Origin of the sequence: Nocardioides secundeburneus, from assembly GCF_039939255.1 — a bacterium.
Lineage (GTDB): Bacteria > Actinomycetota > Actinomycetes > Propionibacteriales > Nocardioidaceae > Nocardioides.
The window spans coordinates 312,158-325,209 of sequence record NZ_JBDUUE010000007.1; the positions used below are offsets into that span (position 1 = coordinate 312,158).

Annotated in this window: 9 protein-coding genes and 1 riboswitch; of the genes, 7 read left to right on the forward strand and 2 right to left on the reverse strand. The window is 73.0% G+C overall.

What is annotated here, in order from left to right; translation table 11 throughout:
- Window positions 1-51: 51 nt before the first annotated feature.
- A complete protein-coding gene (locus ABFT23_RS20165) occupies window positions 52-801 on the forward strand; it encodes a M15 family metallopeptidase (RefSeq protein WP_347898468.1) in 750 nt (249 codons plus the stop codon).
- A 57-nt stretch (window positions 802-858) separates the two neighbouring features.
- Window positions 859-3,285, forward strand: coding sequence for a DNA helicase PcrA (gene pcrA, locus ABFT23_RS20170; protein WP_347898470.1), 2,427 nt, complete (start codon window positions 859-861; stop codon window positions 3,283-3,285).
- Window positions 3,286-3,581: 296 nt separating this feature from the next.
- Here pcrA and ABFT23_RS20175 read toward each other — a convergent pair whose 3' ends face one another.
- Complete coding sequence (locus tag ABFT23_RS20175) at window positions 3,582-4,631, reverse strand: M23 family metallopeptidase (RefSeq protein ID WP_347898472.1); 1,050 nt, start codon at window positions 4,629-4,631, stop codon at window positions 3,582-3,584.
- Window positions 4,632-4,993: 362 nt separating this feature from the next.
- On the opposite strand from ABFT23_RS20175, the gene sucC reads away from it, so the two are divergent.
- Together sucC and sucD are read left to right on the forward strand one after the other, a co-directional pair.
- On the forward strand, window positions 4,994-6,160 hold the full coding sequence (sucC, locus tag ABFT23_RS20180; protein ID WP_347898474.1) for an ADP-forming succinate--CoA ligase subunit beta: 1,167 nt from the start codon (window positions 4,994-4,996) through the stop codon (window positions 6,158-6,160).
- A gap of 16 nt (window positions 6,161-6,176) precedes the next feature.
- Entirely contained in the window at window positions 6,177-7,070 is an 894-nt protein-coding gene (gene sucD / locus ABFT23_RS20185; RefSeq protein WP_347898476.1) for a succinate--CoA ligase subunit alpha, read from the forward strand.
- Between the two features lie 145 nt (window positions 7,071-7,215).
- Here sucD and ABFT23_RS20190 read toward each other — a convergent pair whose 3' ends face one another.
- On the reverse strand, window positions 7,216-9,090 hold the full coding sequence (locus tag ABFT23_RS20190; RefSeq protein ID WP_347898477.1) for a hypothetical protein: 1,875 nt from the start codon (window positions 9,088-9,090) through the stop codon (window positions 7,216-7,218).
- A 110-nt stretch (window positions 9,091-9,200) separates the two neighbouring features.
- Here ABFT23_RS20190 and ABFT23_RS20195 point away from each other — a divergent pair, with 110 nt between their 5' ends.
- The 3 genes from ABFT23_RS20195 (at window position 9,201) to purH (ending at window position 12,783) form a co-directional block, all read left to right on the forward strand.
- Window positions 9,201-10,469: a cell division protein PerM gene (locus ABFT23_RS20195; protein WP_347898479.1), complete on the forward strand. Its 1,269-nt coding sequence runs from the start codon at window positions 9,201-9,203 to the stop codon at window positions 10,467-10,469.
- 34 nt (window positions 10,470-10,503) lie between these two features.
- Complete coding sequence (gene purN / locus ABFT23_RS20200) at window positions 10,504-11,112, forward strand: phosphoribosylglycinamide formyltransferase (RefSeq protein ID WP_347898480.1); 609 nt, start codon at window positions 10,504-10,506, stop codon at window positions 11,110-11,112.
- Window positions 11,113-11,117: 5 nt separating this feature from the next.
- Window positions 11,118-11,194: riboswitch (ZMP/ZTP riboswitch) on the forward strand.
- Window positions 11,195-11,211: 17 nt separating this feature from the next.
- Entirely contained in the window at window positions 11,212-12,783 is a 1,572-nt protein-coding gene (gene purH, locus ABFT23_RS20205; protein WP_347898482.1) for a bifunctional phosphoribosylaminoimidazolecarboxamide formyltransferase/IMP cyclohydrolase, read from the forward strand.
- Window positions 12,784-13,052 lie beyond the last annotated feature (269 nt).

Genomic DNA, 13,052 nt, shown 5'->3' on the forward strand with positions numbered 1-13,052 from the left:
CCGTCCAGCGCACCGAGCGCGAGACCGACGCCGACGCCGTCACGAGCGACGATGCCGCCGCCGTCCCCGACGACCCCGCCCTCGCCCGACGTCCCGGCGTACTCGACCTGGCCGCTGGGGGAGCGGGTGCTGCCGCTGCGCCCCGACGGCTACGGCGAGGTCCGCCCGACCCCGCCCACGCTGCGCGAGCGGCGCTACCCGACCGCCGACGTCCTCCCGCCGCCGCCCGGTGGCCGCTGGACGTCGAGCATCACCGCGGTCACACCCGACCTCGCCGCTCGTCTCGCGTGGCAGCCCGGGTGCCCGGTCGCCCTCTCCGACCTGCGCTATCTGACGGTCGCGTTCCGCGGCTTCGACGGGGCTGCGCACACCGGCGAGCTCGTGGTGGCGGCGTCGGAGGCCGAGGACGTCGTGTCGGTGTTCCGGTCGCTCTTCGAGGCCGGCTTCCCGATCGAGGAGATGCGACTGACGGCGCCGTCCGAGCTCGACCTGCCGCCCACCGGCGACGGCAACAACACCAGCGCTTACGTGTGCCGTCCCACGACCGGCCAGACGTCGGGCTGGTCGGCGCACGCCTACGGTCTCGCCATCGACGTCAACCCGTTCCAGAACCCCTACGAGAAGGATGACCTGGTGCTGCCCGAGCTGGCCGGCAGCTACCTCGACCGGGCCCGTGAGCGCCCCGGCATGCTGCAGCCCGACGGCCTCGTCGTCAGGGAGTTCGCCCGCATCGGGTGGTCGTGGGGCGGGGCCTGGCGCACGCTGCTGGACTACCAGCACGTCAGCGAGACCGGGCGGTGAACCCCACGTCGCCTCGCGCCGGGACTGTCGGTGCCCGCGCGTAGGCTCGACCCCACGATGAGCAGCTCCGACCTCTCCCTCGACCTCGGCCTCGACCTGGCCGTGCCCGCCGTCCCCGACGAGGCCCGTCAGGCCCGCCGTGGCCCGTCGCCCGACGAGCTGCTGGCCGGCCTCAACGAGCCGCAGGCGGCCGCCGTCCGCCACGCCGGTCACCCGCTGCTCGTCGTCGCCGGGGCCGGCTCGGGCAAGACCCGGGTGCTCACCCGTCGCATCGCCTGGCTCATCTCCGAGCGCAAGGCCCACCCCGGGTCGATCCTCGCGATCACCTTCACCAACAAGGCCGCGGCCGAGATGAAGGAGCGCGTCGAGGACCTCGTCGGCAAGCGGGCCCGCCTCATGTGGGTGAGCACGTTCCACTCGGCGTGCGTGCGCATCCTGCGCAAGGAGATCGACAAGCTGGGCTACAAGTCGAGCTTCTCCATCTACGACGCGCAGGACCAGAAGCGCCTGATGTCGCTCGTGGTCAACGACCTCGACCTCGACCCGCGGCGCTACCAGCCCGGCCCGATCCTGCACTGGGTCAGCAACCACAAGAACGAGCTGCGCGACCACGAGCAGGTCACCGCCGACGCCAAGAACGGCATCGAGGAGGTCTACGCCTCCGCCTACGCGCTCTACCAGCGGCGCCTGCGCGAGGCCAACGCCCTCGACTTCGACGACCTGATCATGACCACGGTGCACCTCATGCAGGCTTTCCCTGACGTGCGCGAGACCTACCGACGGCGGTTCCGGCACGTGCTCGTCGACGAGTACCAAGACACCAACCACGCCCAGTACGCGCTCATCCACCAGCTGTGCGCCGAAGATCCCGAGCTCACCGAGGGCGAGCGCGTCGCGCCGGCCGAGCTGATGGTCGTCGGCGACGCCGACCAGTCGATCTACGCCTTCCGCGGCGCCAACATCCGCAACATCCTCGACTTCGAGCAGGACTTCCCCGACGCGACCTCGATCCTGCTCGAGCAGAACTACCGCTCGACGCAGACCATCCTCACCGCGGCCAACGCCGTCATCGGTCACAACGAGGGCCGCAAGGAGAAGCGGCTGTGGTCCGACGCCGGCGACGGCGACCGCATCGTGGGCTACGTCGCCGACGACGAGCGCGACGAGGCGCGGTTCGTCAGCGACGAGATCGACAAGCTCACCGACGCCGGCAACCGGGCGGGCGACGTCGCGGTGTTCTACCGCACCAACGCCCAGTCGCGCGTCTTCGAGGAGGTGTTCATCCGCACGGGCCTGCCCTACAAGGTCGTCGGCGGGGTGCGCTTCTACGAGCGCCGCGAGGTCCGCGACGCGCTCGCCTACCTCCGCATGCTCGTCAACGCCGACGACTCCGTATCGCTGCGCCGCATCCTCAACGTGCCCAAGCGCGGCATCGGCGACCGTGCGGTCGCCTGCGTCAACGCGCTGTCCGAGCGCGAGCGCATCACGTTCTGGCAGGCCCTGCAGCGCGCCGACGAGGCACCCGGGCTCGCCACCCGGTCCCTGACCAACATCCGCGGCTTCGTCGCCCTCGTCGAGGAGCTCCAGGCCATGGTCGAGGCGGGCGAGCGGGCCGACGTCGTCCTCAACACCGTGCTCGACCGCTCGGGCTACCTCGCCGAGCTCGAGGCCTCCGACGACCCCCAGGACGCGACCCGCGTCGACAACCTCGGTGAGCTCGTCGCGGTCGCCCGCGAGTTCGCCGACGACCCCGTTGCCGGCCCCTCGGCCGACCCGGCCGACGTCGACGCCGAGCTGGTTGCGCCCGGCCTCGCCGACTTCCTCGAGCGGGTCGCGCTCGTGGCCGACACCGACCAGATCCCCGATGACGACGGCGGCCAGGGCGTCGTCACGCTGATGACGCTCCACACCGCGAAGGGGCTGGAGTTCCCGACGGTCTTCCTCACCGGCCTCGAGGACGGCGTGTTCCCGCACTCCCGCTCCCTCGGCGACCGGCCCGAGCTCGAGGAGGAGCGCCGGCTCGCCTACGTCGGCATCACCCGGGCGCGCGAGCGGCTGTACATCTCACGCGCCGTCGTCCGGTCGTCGTGGGGCGCGCCCGCGCACAACCCGGCCAGCCGGTTCCTCGACGAGCTGCCCGTCGACCTCGTCGACTGGCGTCGCACCGAGGCCGCCCAGACGCGTTGGGGCCGCCCCGACGTCGCCTCGTCGTCCCCGGCCTACACCGGCCTCGGCCAGCCCACCGCGGCCGGACGCCGCAACTTCTCCGCCGCGGCCGCCCGCGCCGACGCCCGCGCCAAGTCGACCGTCAACCGCGAGATCCCGAGCCTCGAGCCCGGCGACCGGGTCACCCACGACTCCTTCGGCATGGGCACGGTCGTCGCCGTCGACGGCGTGGCCGACAAGGCGATCGCCTCCATCGACTTCGGCAACGGCCCGGTCAAGCGTCTGCTCCTCCGGGTCGCCCCCATCCAGAAGCTCTAGCCGGCCGTCCCGGTACGCCGGTGCGTTGAGGAGCGTGCTGGCGCCCGGCTCGAGGGCGTGGTTCCAGGAGCGCGATCGCGCGGGGAGTGCCAGGCCTGGGCCGACAGGATGGCTCTAGGAGCGCGATTGCGCGGGGAGTGCCAGGCGGACCGCTCGGCGCCCGCGGGCGCCTGGACGGACGAGCACGTCGGTCCGGAGCCAGGAACGAGCGGAGGACCTTCGCGCGCAGGGAGGAAGGCGGCCACTCAGGGGCGCCGAGCACGCGCCAAAGCGACGAAGGAGCGGCGGCGCAAATGTTACGGCGTGACGCCGTGGGCGACGAAGGCGTTGTACGGGTCGACCGGGTCGCCGCCGCCGGGGCGGACCTCGACGTGGAGGTGCGAGCCGGTGACGTTGCCGGTGGAGCCGACGGTGCCGATGACCTCGTTACCGGTGACGACGTCGCCGACGGAGACGTAGATGTCGGTCTGGTGGCAGTACCAGAGCTCGGTGCCGTCGTCGAGGGTGACCACGGTCTTGTTGCCGTAGGAGCCGTCGTAGCCGGTGAAGGTCACGGTGCCGTTGGCGATGGCGTGGATCGGGTCGCCGTTCTCGCCGTTGAAGTCGAGACCGGTGTGGTAGTTCGCCCACAGGCCGTACTGGCCGAAGGTGGCGGTGATCACGACCGGGTTGAGCGGGAGGAACCAGCGGTTCTCCTTGATCTTGGCCGCCTGCTCCTCCGCCTGGGCGGCGAGCTCGCCGAGAGCGGCGTTGCGCTCCTCGGCCTGGGCCTCGGCCGCCTGCTTGAGCTGGTCGGTGCCCTCGGCCTGCCCGATGGTCTCGCGGGGGCCGCTGCGGCTCAGGGCGGCGCGGGAGGGGTCGACCGCGCCGATGCCGGCGCTGCCGCTGAGCGCGCTGGCCGGGCGGACGTCGTTGGTGACGGAGCCGGCGAGGGCGGGGCTGCCGGTGCCGGAGGTCAGCACGCCGCCGACGGCGATCGCCATCGTGGCGGTGCCGAGGAGGACGGGCACCGACGGGAGGCCACGGAACAGCGGGCCCCGGGAGCCGGCGTGCTTGACCGCCTTGCGCTTGCCGGGGGTGCGGTCGCGCAGGAGCGGCAGCTCGGAGGTGTGGTCGAGGCCGCCGAAGTAGTGCGTGCCGGTGGTGGGCGCGGTCGCGGTCGAGGTGACCAGCGGGACCGTGGGCTCGATCGTCAGCGCGGGAGCCGGAGTGGCCACGGCCTCGACGGCGGTCTCGACCGCCGGCGCGGGCTGAGCCGCGGGACGGGCGACGCGCTTGCCGGCGTAGGAGGAGTCACGAGGGGTGCCCGAGGGTCGGTGGGTTCGATCCGCTCGGTGGTTTCCCATGGACAGACGACTCCGGACGTTGGTGGGCGGGTAGGTGCGCTTGCTTGTCGGCCGGGTTGCGGGGATGTCTCCACCCTTCCGGGTGCCGCAACGCGGCCCCGACACTAACGGATGGACGGCCGCGCTGGTAATCGACCCCGACGTCCATGGTGGACCAGCCGCCGGGCGGAGGTGGAGGAACGGCGAAGAACGCCTCGGGCTCGCGTCCGTGCGGCCGGGAGGGTGTCGGACCTCACCTGCCACCCACCGGCCAGCGGGTCTAGGGTGCGGCGGGGGAATCCTGTTGCGCCGGCGCGCCCGCGTGTGCCGCGCGACGTCCCGACAGCACAGACATCCAGACACCTCGAGAGACTGGTGGACCAGTGGACCTGATGGAGTACCAGGCGAAGGAGCTCTTCGCCAAGCACGGTGTGACGACGACCCTCGGAGTCGTCGTCGAGACCGCCGACGCCGCGAGGGCGGCAGCCGAGGAGCTGGGCGGCGTCACCGTCGTCAAGGCTCAGGTCAAGGCCGGTGGTCGCGGCAAGGCCGGCGGCGTCAAGCTCGCCAAGACGCCCGACGAGGCCTTCGCGCACGCCAACGACATCCTCGCGCTCGAGATCAAGGCCCTGCCGGTCAACCGCGTGCTCGTCACGCCGGCGACGCCGCCGCAGGAGGAGTACTACTTCTCGTTCCTGCTCGACCGCTCCAACCGGCAGTACCTCTGCATCGCCTCGGTCGAGGGTGGTGTCGAGATCGAGGAGGTCGCGAAGACCAACCCCGACGCGGTCAAGCAGATCGCGATCGACCCCGGCACGGGCGTCGACGCCGCCAAGGCGCGCGAGATCGCCACCGAGGCCGCCTTCCCCGAGGCCGTCTTCGAGCAGGCCGTGACGATGATCGAGAACCTCTACAAGGTCTTCGTCGAGGAGGACGCGACGCTCGTCGAGGTCAACCCGCTGGCGCGGCTCGAGGGCGACAAGCTCGAGGCGCTCGACGGCAAGGTCTCGCTCGACGACAACGCCTCCGAGGTGCGTCACCACGAGCACGAGGCGTTCGAGATCAAGGACGAGGCCGACCCGCTCGAGGCCAAGGCCAAGGCCAAGGGCCTCAACTACGTCAAGCTCGACGGCGAGGTCGGCATCATCGGCAACGGCGCGGGCCTGGTCATGTCGACCCTCGACGTCGTCGCCTATGCCGGCGAGGCGCACGGCGGCGTGAAGCCCGCCAACTTCCTCGACATCGGCGGCGGTGCCAACGCCCAGGTGATGGCGGACGGCCTCGACGTGATCCTCAACGACGAGCAGGTCAAGAGCGTGTTCGTCAACGTCTTCGGCGGCATCACCGCCTGCGACGAGGTCGCCAACGGCATCAAGGGTGCCCTGGAGATCCTGGGCGACGCGGCCACCAAGCCGCTCGTCGTCCGACTCGACGGCAACAACGTCGAGCAGGGTCGGGCGATCCTCGACGAGCTGAACCACCCGCTCGTCACGCAGGTCGGCACGATGGACGGCGCGGCCGACAAGGCCGCCGAGCTGGCGAACGCCTGAGAAGGAAAGCGAAGCAATGTCGATCTACCTGAACAAGGACTCCAAGATCATCGTCCAGGGCATCACGGGCGGGATGGGCTCCAAGCACACCACCTTGATGCTCCAGGCCGGCAGCAACATCGTCGGCGGCGTCAACGCCCGCAAGGCCGGGACCACGGTCAACCTCAACGACACCGAGCTGCCGGTCTTCGGCACGGTCGCCGAGGCGATGGAGGCCACCGGCGCCGACGTGTCGGTCGCCTTCGTGCCGCCGGCCTTCACCAAGGCCGCCTGCCTCGAGGCCATCGACGCCGGCATCGGCCTGCTCGTGGTCATCACCGAGGGCGTGCCCGTGCAGGACACCGCCGAGGTGTGGTCCTACCTGAGCAGCGAGGCCAACAAGGCCGGCACCCGGATGATCGGTCCCAACTGCCCGGGCATCATCACGCCCGAGGAGTCGCTGGCCGGCATCACGCCGCACACGATCGCGGGCAAGGGCCCCATCGGCCTGGTCTCGAAGTCGGGCACGCTGACCTACCAGATGATGTACGAGCTGAAGGACTTCGGCTTCTCGACCGCCATCGGCATCGGCGGCGACCCGATCGTGGGCACCACCCACATCGACGCCCTCGCGGCCTTCGAGGCCGACCCCGAGACCAAGGCGATCGTGATGATCGGCGAGATCGGCGGCGACGCCGAGGAGCGCGCCGCGGCCTACATCAAGGACAACGTGACCAAGCCCGTCGTGGGCTACGTCGCCGGCTTCACCGCCCCCGAGGGCAAGACGATGGGCCACGCCGGCGCCATCGTCTCCGGCTCCGCGGGCACCGCCGCCGCGAAGAAGGAGGCCCTCGAGGCCGTCGGCGTGAAGGTCGGCAAGACGCCGTCCGAGACCGCCGCCCTGATGCGGGAGATCATGCAGAACCTCTGATCCGCTCGCTCTGCTTCCGGCCCGTCGTCCGCCAGGACGGCGGGCCGGTCTGCTGTGGTGAGTCGGGAGCAGGACCCGAACCGCACAATCGTGGAGTTGGGGACGCGCCAGGGCCGGCCGAGCCGGCCACCCGCGTGGCTGGGCCTCAGCTGGGCCGGGGGAGCGCCCCGAGCCGTTGCTGGGCGCGCTCGGCGAGCGCGACGAACGCGCCGTCGGCGAGGGTGGCGTCGTCGGTGGGCACGAACCCGAGCTGGGCGATCGAGGTGCCGTTGCGGATGACGGCCATGAAGAAGACCACCGAGCGGTCGTCGGTCACCTTGACGTCGAGACGCCACGCGGTGAGCGAGCGCGGCCCGTCGTCGGTGCGGGCGACCTCGTCGACCTCGGTGTTGAGGTCGCGCTCGGGGCAGCTGGCCAGCCGGTCGCGGACGCCGGCGACGAAGGCCTCGGCCCGCGCACGCGGCAGGGCGGCGACGGTCTCGGTGAGCCCGAACTCCTGGGGCAGCTCGGCCCCCGGCACCACGAACGTGCGGGTGGCGCCCCGGCTCGGGGCGACGCCGTCGACGGCATCGGTGAACGACGTGCGGTCACAGCCCGTGGCCGCCGGGTTGGTCGCCGGGCGGACCGGGTCGGTGCCCACCCAGGGCTCGTCGACGCCGTTGACGGGCGGCAGGTCGACCTCGGAGAGCAGCGCGGCGCGCTTCTCGGCGGGGAGCGGGTCACGGTCGACCAGGACCGGTTCGCCGGGGGCGCAGCCGCCGGCGCCCGGCAGGCGGCACACGCCGCGAGCGGCGGCGCCGAGGACGACGGCCGCGGCCTCGCGGTCGGGCACGACGTCGCCGGGGATCACGGTCGCGGCGGTGGTCGTGTAGCGGCCGCTGCGGGCGATGCCGACGACCCAGGTCTGCACGGGCGCCGTCCAGCGGCGCAGCACCAGCTGCACCGCCTCGTCGCCGACCTCGCGCGGGGTGCGGGTGGCGAGCAGCTGCACCCGCGGCTCGGTGCACCCCGCCACCCAGCCGGCGGTGGTGCGCATCGTGCGCTGGGCCGCCCTGGCGTTGGCCGACTCCTCGGTGAGCTGGGTGACCGTGGTGGTCGGACCGTCGGCGCTGCCGCCGCCGACGGGTGAGGCCTTGAAGTAGCGGACCAGGGTGGCCTTGCCGCGCGGGTCGGCGTAGCGCTCGCGCTGGCAGGGGATCGCGATGCCGTTGCCTGCGCTGTTGTCGGCGGTGCGCGTCAGGGTCCAGGTGCGGCCGTCGTAGGCACCCGCGAGGTCGGCCGTGGTCAGCAGGGAGTCCTGCGGCAGCGTGACGGGCACCTCCTCCTCGTCGTCGGGGGCCGTGGACGGCGCGGCCGGGCTCGAGCCGGTCGGCCCGGCGAGCGTGGGGCGGACGCCGCCGGACTCGGTGACCAGGGTGCCGGTGACGACGACGGCGGCGACCGCGGCGACGACGCCGATCACGGTGTGGGTGCGGCGCCGGGCCGCCCCCGAGCGACGCACGATCGTCGCCCGCGGCCATCGGCCCCGGCCAGCGACCGACGAGGCGAGGATGTCGAGCACCTGGTCGAGGTCGGAGGTCTCGACGTCGAGCTCGAGGGCCAGCAGCGCGTCGCCCGACGCGAGCTCGCGCTCGGCCTGCTCGAGCGGCAGCCCGACCTCGCGGGCCAGCTGCGCCATCGGCACGGTGGAGAGGTGGCGCAGCACGACCACCCGCCGCTGGGCGGTCGTGAGGGTGCCGAGGGCGTCGAGGATGTCGCGCACCTCGTCGCTGATGTCCTTCTCGCGGTGCCAGACCCGCGCGGAGTGGTTGCGCTGCGCGAGCCGCCAGGCGTGCGGGCGGACGACGGCCTCGGGGTCGTCGAGGCGGGAGATCTTGCGCCAGCGGTGCCAGGCCACGATGAACGCGTCGCGCACCGCCCGCCGCGAGGCGCCGACGTCGCCGGTGACCGCGTAGGTCTGGGCCAGGAGTCGCTCGCGGGCGTCCTTGTAGAACGCGTCGAAGTCCTCGGGCTGTCGCATGGCGGGTCAACGGTAGAGGACACCCGGGCAGGAGCCGGACTCGCCGGACCCACCCGGGCCCGGCGTGGGAGCACCCGGACGGCGTCGCCGCGGGTCACCATGGGAGGGCCATGACCTCCCTCCTGCCGTCGCCCGGCCGCTCCGCCGAGCAGGTGCGCCACGACCTCGCGACGCGCCGTCCGCTCGTGCTCGTCGCCACCCTCGGCGGTGTCGTCGCGGCGGCCTCGACCCTGCTGGTGTGCGTGGCGCTCGGGGTGGTCGGCTGGTACCTCAGCGACGGCGGCGCCCACGGGGCGCCGCGCGACGCGCTGCGCGTGGGCGCGCTCGGCTGGCTGATGGGCCACGGGTCCGGGGTCCGGGTCGAGGGCACGCCGGTCACCGCCGTTCCGCTCGGCCTCACCCTGCTGTGCGCCTGGACGTCGTGGCGTCTCGGCCACCGGGTCGGCGCGTCGGTCTCCGGGCACGGTCCCGACGCCAGCGGCGTCGACGACGGCCAGCGCGACCTCGTGGTGCCCTGCGCGGCGGCGCTCTTCGCGGCCGGCTACACCGTCACCGCCGTCCTCACCGCCACGGTCGCGGCCACGCCGTCCACCGCGCCGAGCACGCCACGGGTGGTGCTGTTCTCGCTCGCGATCTGCCTCCTCGCCGCGCTCCCGGCCATCGCCGTCGGCTCCGGCCGCGCCGCCATCTGGGCCGCGCAGGTGCCCACGACCGCTCGGGCGGCGCTGCTGGTCGCCCGCCGCATCGCCGTCGTGTGGCTGCTGCTGTCGGTGCTCGCCCTCGCGATCGCGCTGGCCGTCGACTTCTCCACCGCGGCCAACGTGATGGGCCAGGTCGGCGGCGGCACCGGCCCCGTCGTGCTGATGGTGGTGCTGAGCATCGTGCTGCTGCCCAACGCGGTCGCGTTCTCGGGCTCCTACCTGCTCGGGCCCGGCTTCAGCGTGGGCACCGGCACGCTCGTGACCCCCGGTGCCGTCGTGCTCGGCCCGCTCCCGGCGTTCCCGATGCTCGCCGCGCTGCCCGACGACGGCGCCACCCCTGGTTGGACGGCGTGGCTCGTGCTCCTGCCGCCCCTCGTGGGCCTGGTCGTCGCGGCGTGGTCGCAGTGGACCTGGCCCACGACGTCCTACGTCGAGGCCGCCGTCCGAGCCGCCGGCGGTGGCGTGGCGGCCGGCGTGCTGTGGGGACTCGCCGCCTCGCTGGCCGGCGGCGCCGTCGGCCCCGGACGCATGCGCGACGTCGCCCCGCTCGCCGGCGAGGTGCTCCTGCACGCCGTCGCCGCGTTCGGCCTCGGCGCGCTGGTGGGCGGGCTCGCGGTGTGCTGGTGGCAGCAGCGCACCATGCCGGTCGAGATCACCCTCGACGACGACCTGGCCTGATCAGCAGGGCTCCGGTCGCAGTAGTGTCCGGGCCGTGCCCGCGCGTCTCGTCGTCCTCGTCTCCGGTTCCGGGACCAACCTGCAGGCCCTGCTCGACGCCGCCGCCGACCCCGGCTACGGCGCCGAGGTCGTGGCCGTCGGTGCCGACCGTCCCGGCATCGAGGGCCTGGCCCGCGCCGAGCGGGCCGGCGTGCCGACCTTCGTGCTCCGGGTCGCCGACTGCGAGAGCCGCGCGGCGTGGGACGCCGAGCTCAGCCGCCTCGTCGCCGAGCACGAGCCCGACCTCGTCGTCCTGGCCGGGTTCATGAAGCTGGTGGGGGAGTCGTTCCTGGCCCGGCACGGCGGCCGCGTCGTCAACACCCACCCGGCCCTGTCGCCGTCGTTCCCGGGCATGCACGGCCCTGCCGACGCCCTCGCCTACGGCGTCAAGGTCACCGGGGCCACGCTGTTCGTCGTCGACGCCGGCGTCGACACCGGGCAGATCGTGGCCCAGACTACGGTGCCGGTCGAGGACGACGACGACGTCGACACGCTCCACGAGCGGATCAAGGTCGCCGAGCGGACGATGCTCGTCGAGTCGGTCGGCCGGATGGCGCGCGAGGGCTTCACCGTCGATGGGCGTCGGGTCCGGCTGGGCCGCTAGTCTGCGGGCACCGACACGACTGGCGCGGGTGGGTGACCACCGGGGAGTGACGTCGGCAGCATCGACCGCCTGGGTGCTGCCCCACCAGCAGGAGTGCTGATGCCCGACCAGATCCCCGTCAAGCGTGCCCTCGTCTCCGTCTACGACAAGGCCGGCCTCGAGCCCCTCGTCCGCGGCCTGCACGACGCCGGCGTCGCGCTCGTCTCCACCGGCGGCTCGGCCGCGCTCATCGAGGGCCTCGGCCTGCCGGTGACCAAGGTGGAGGACCTCACGGGCTTCCCCGAGTGCCTCGACGGCCGGGTGAAGACGCTGCACCCGCGCGTGCACGCCGGCATCCTCGCCGACCGCCGCCTCGAGACCCACGTGCAGCAGCTCGCCGACCTCGAGGTCGAGCCCTTCGACCTCGTCGTGGTCAACCTCTACCCGTTCACCCAGACCGTCGCCTCCGGCGCGACGCCCGACGAGTGCGTCGAGCAGATCGACATCGGCGGCCCGTCGATGGTGCGCGCCGCCGCCAAGAACCACCCGTCGGTCGCCGTCGTCACCTCGCCGGCCACCTACGACTCGGTGCTCGAGGCCGTGCGCGGCGGCGGGTTCACGCTCGCCCAGCGCCAGCAGCTCGCCGCCGACGCCTTCGTGCACACCGCGACCTACGACGTCGCCGTCGCCTCGTGGATGGGCTCGGTGCTCACCGACTCCTCCGGCGGCGACGGCTTCCCGGCGTGGGCCGGCGCGACCTGGACCAAGTCGGCCACCCTGCGCTACGGCGAGAACCCGCACCAGCCGGCCGCGCTCTACGTCACGGGCGAGGGCCCGGCCGGTCTCGCCCGTGCCGAGCAGCTGCACGGCAAGGAGATGAGCTACAACAACTACCTCGACACCGACGCCGCCCGCCGCGCCGCCTACGACTTCGACGAGCCCGCCGTCGCGATCATCAAGCACGCCAACCCCTGCGGCATCGCCGTCGGCGCCGACGTGGCCGAGGCCCATCGCCGCGCGCACGAGTGCGACCCGACCTCGGCCTTCGGCGGCGTGATCGCGGCCAACCGCCCGGTCACGCGGGCGATGGCCGAGCAGGTCGCCGAGGTCTTCACCGAGGTGATCGTCGCCCCCGGCTACGACGACGGCGCCGTCGAGGTGCTCCAGGGCAAGAAGAACATCCGCATCCTCGTCGCCGAGCCGCTCACCCGCGGTGGTGTCGAGACCCGCCCGATCTCGGGTGGGCTGCTCATGCAGCACCGCGACGCCATCGACGCCACGGTCGACGGCGGCGGCGACGACCCGTCGACGTGGACCCTCGCCACGGGCGAGGCCGCCTCGCCCGAGGTGCTCGCCGACCTCGCCTTCGCCTGGCGCGCCGTCCGGGCCGCCAAGTCGAACGCGATCCTGCTGGCCAAGGACGGCGCCTCGGTCGGCGTCGGCATGGGTCAGGTGAACCGCGTCGACTCGTGCCGGCTCGCCGTCACCCGGGCCGGCGAACGGGCCGCGGGCTCCGTCGCCGCCTCCGACGCCTTCTTCCCGTTCGAGGACGGACCGCAGATCCTCCTCGACGCCGGCGTCACCGCGATCGTCCAGCCCGGCGGCTCGATGCGCGACAACCTCACCATCGAGGCCTGCGCGGCAGCCGGCGTGACGATGTACTTCACCGGCACCAGGCACTTCGCGCACTGAGCGAGCAGGCACCCTGCGACGAAGGAGCAGAGTGCCGTCGCGAGCGAAGGTCGAGCCCAGCGCAGCGGGTGAGGAACGAACCCGCGAAGCGCGTCGAGACCACCGCAGCGTCAGGTCGACGCCACCGCCGTCGGCGAGCAGGTCGAGAGGTCGGTCGCGGGGGGTCTCGACTCGGGCTCGCCGGGAGCTCGCCCGGCTCGACCAGCGATGGCGCCCGGCTCGACCGGCGAGGGGGTAACCCGGTCGCCGGAGGCCGCAGGTCGTTGACA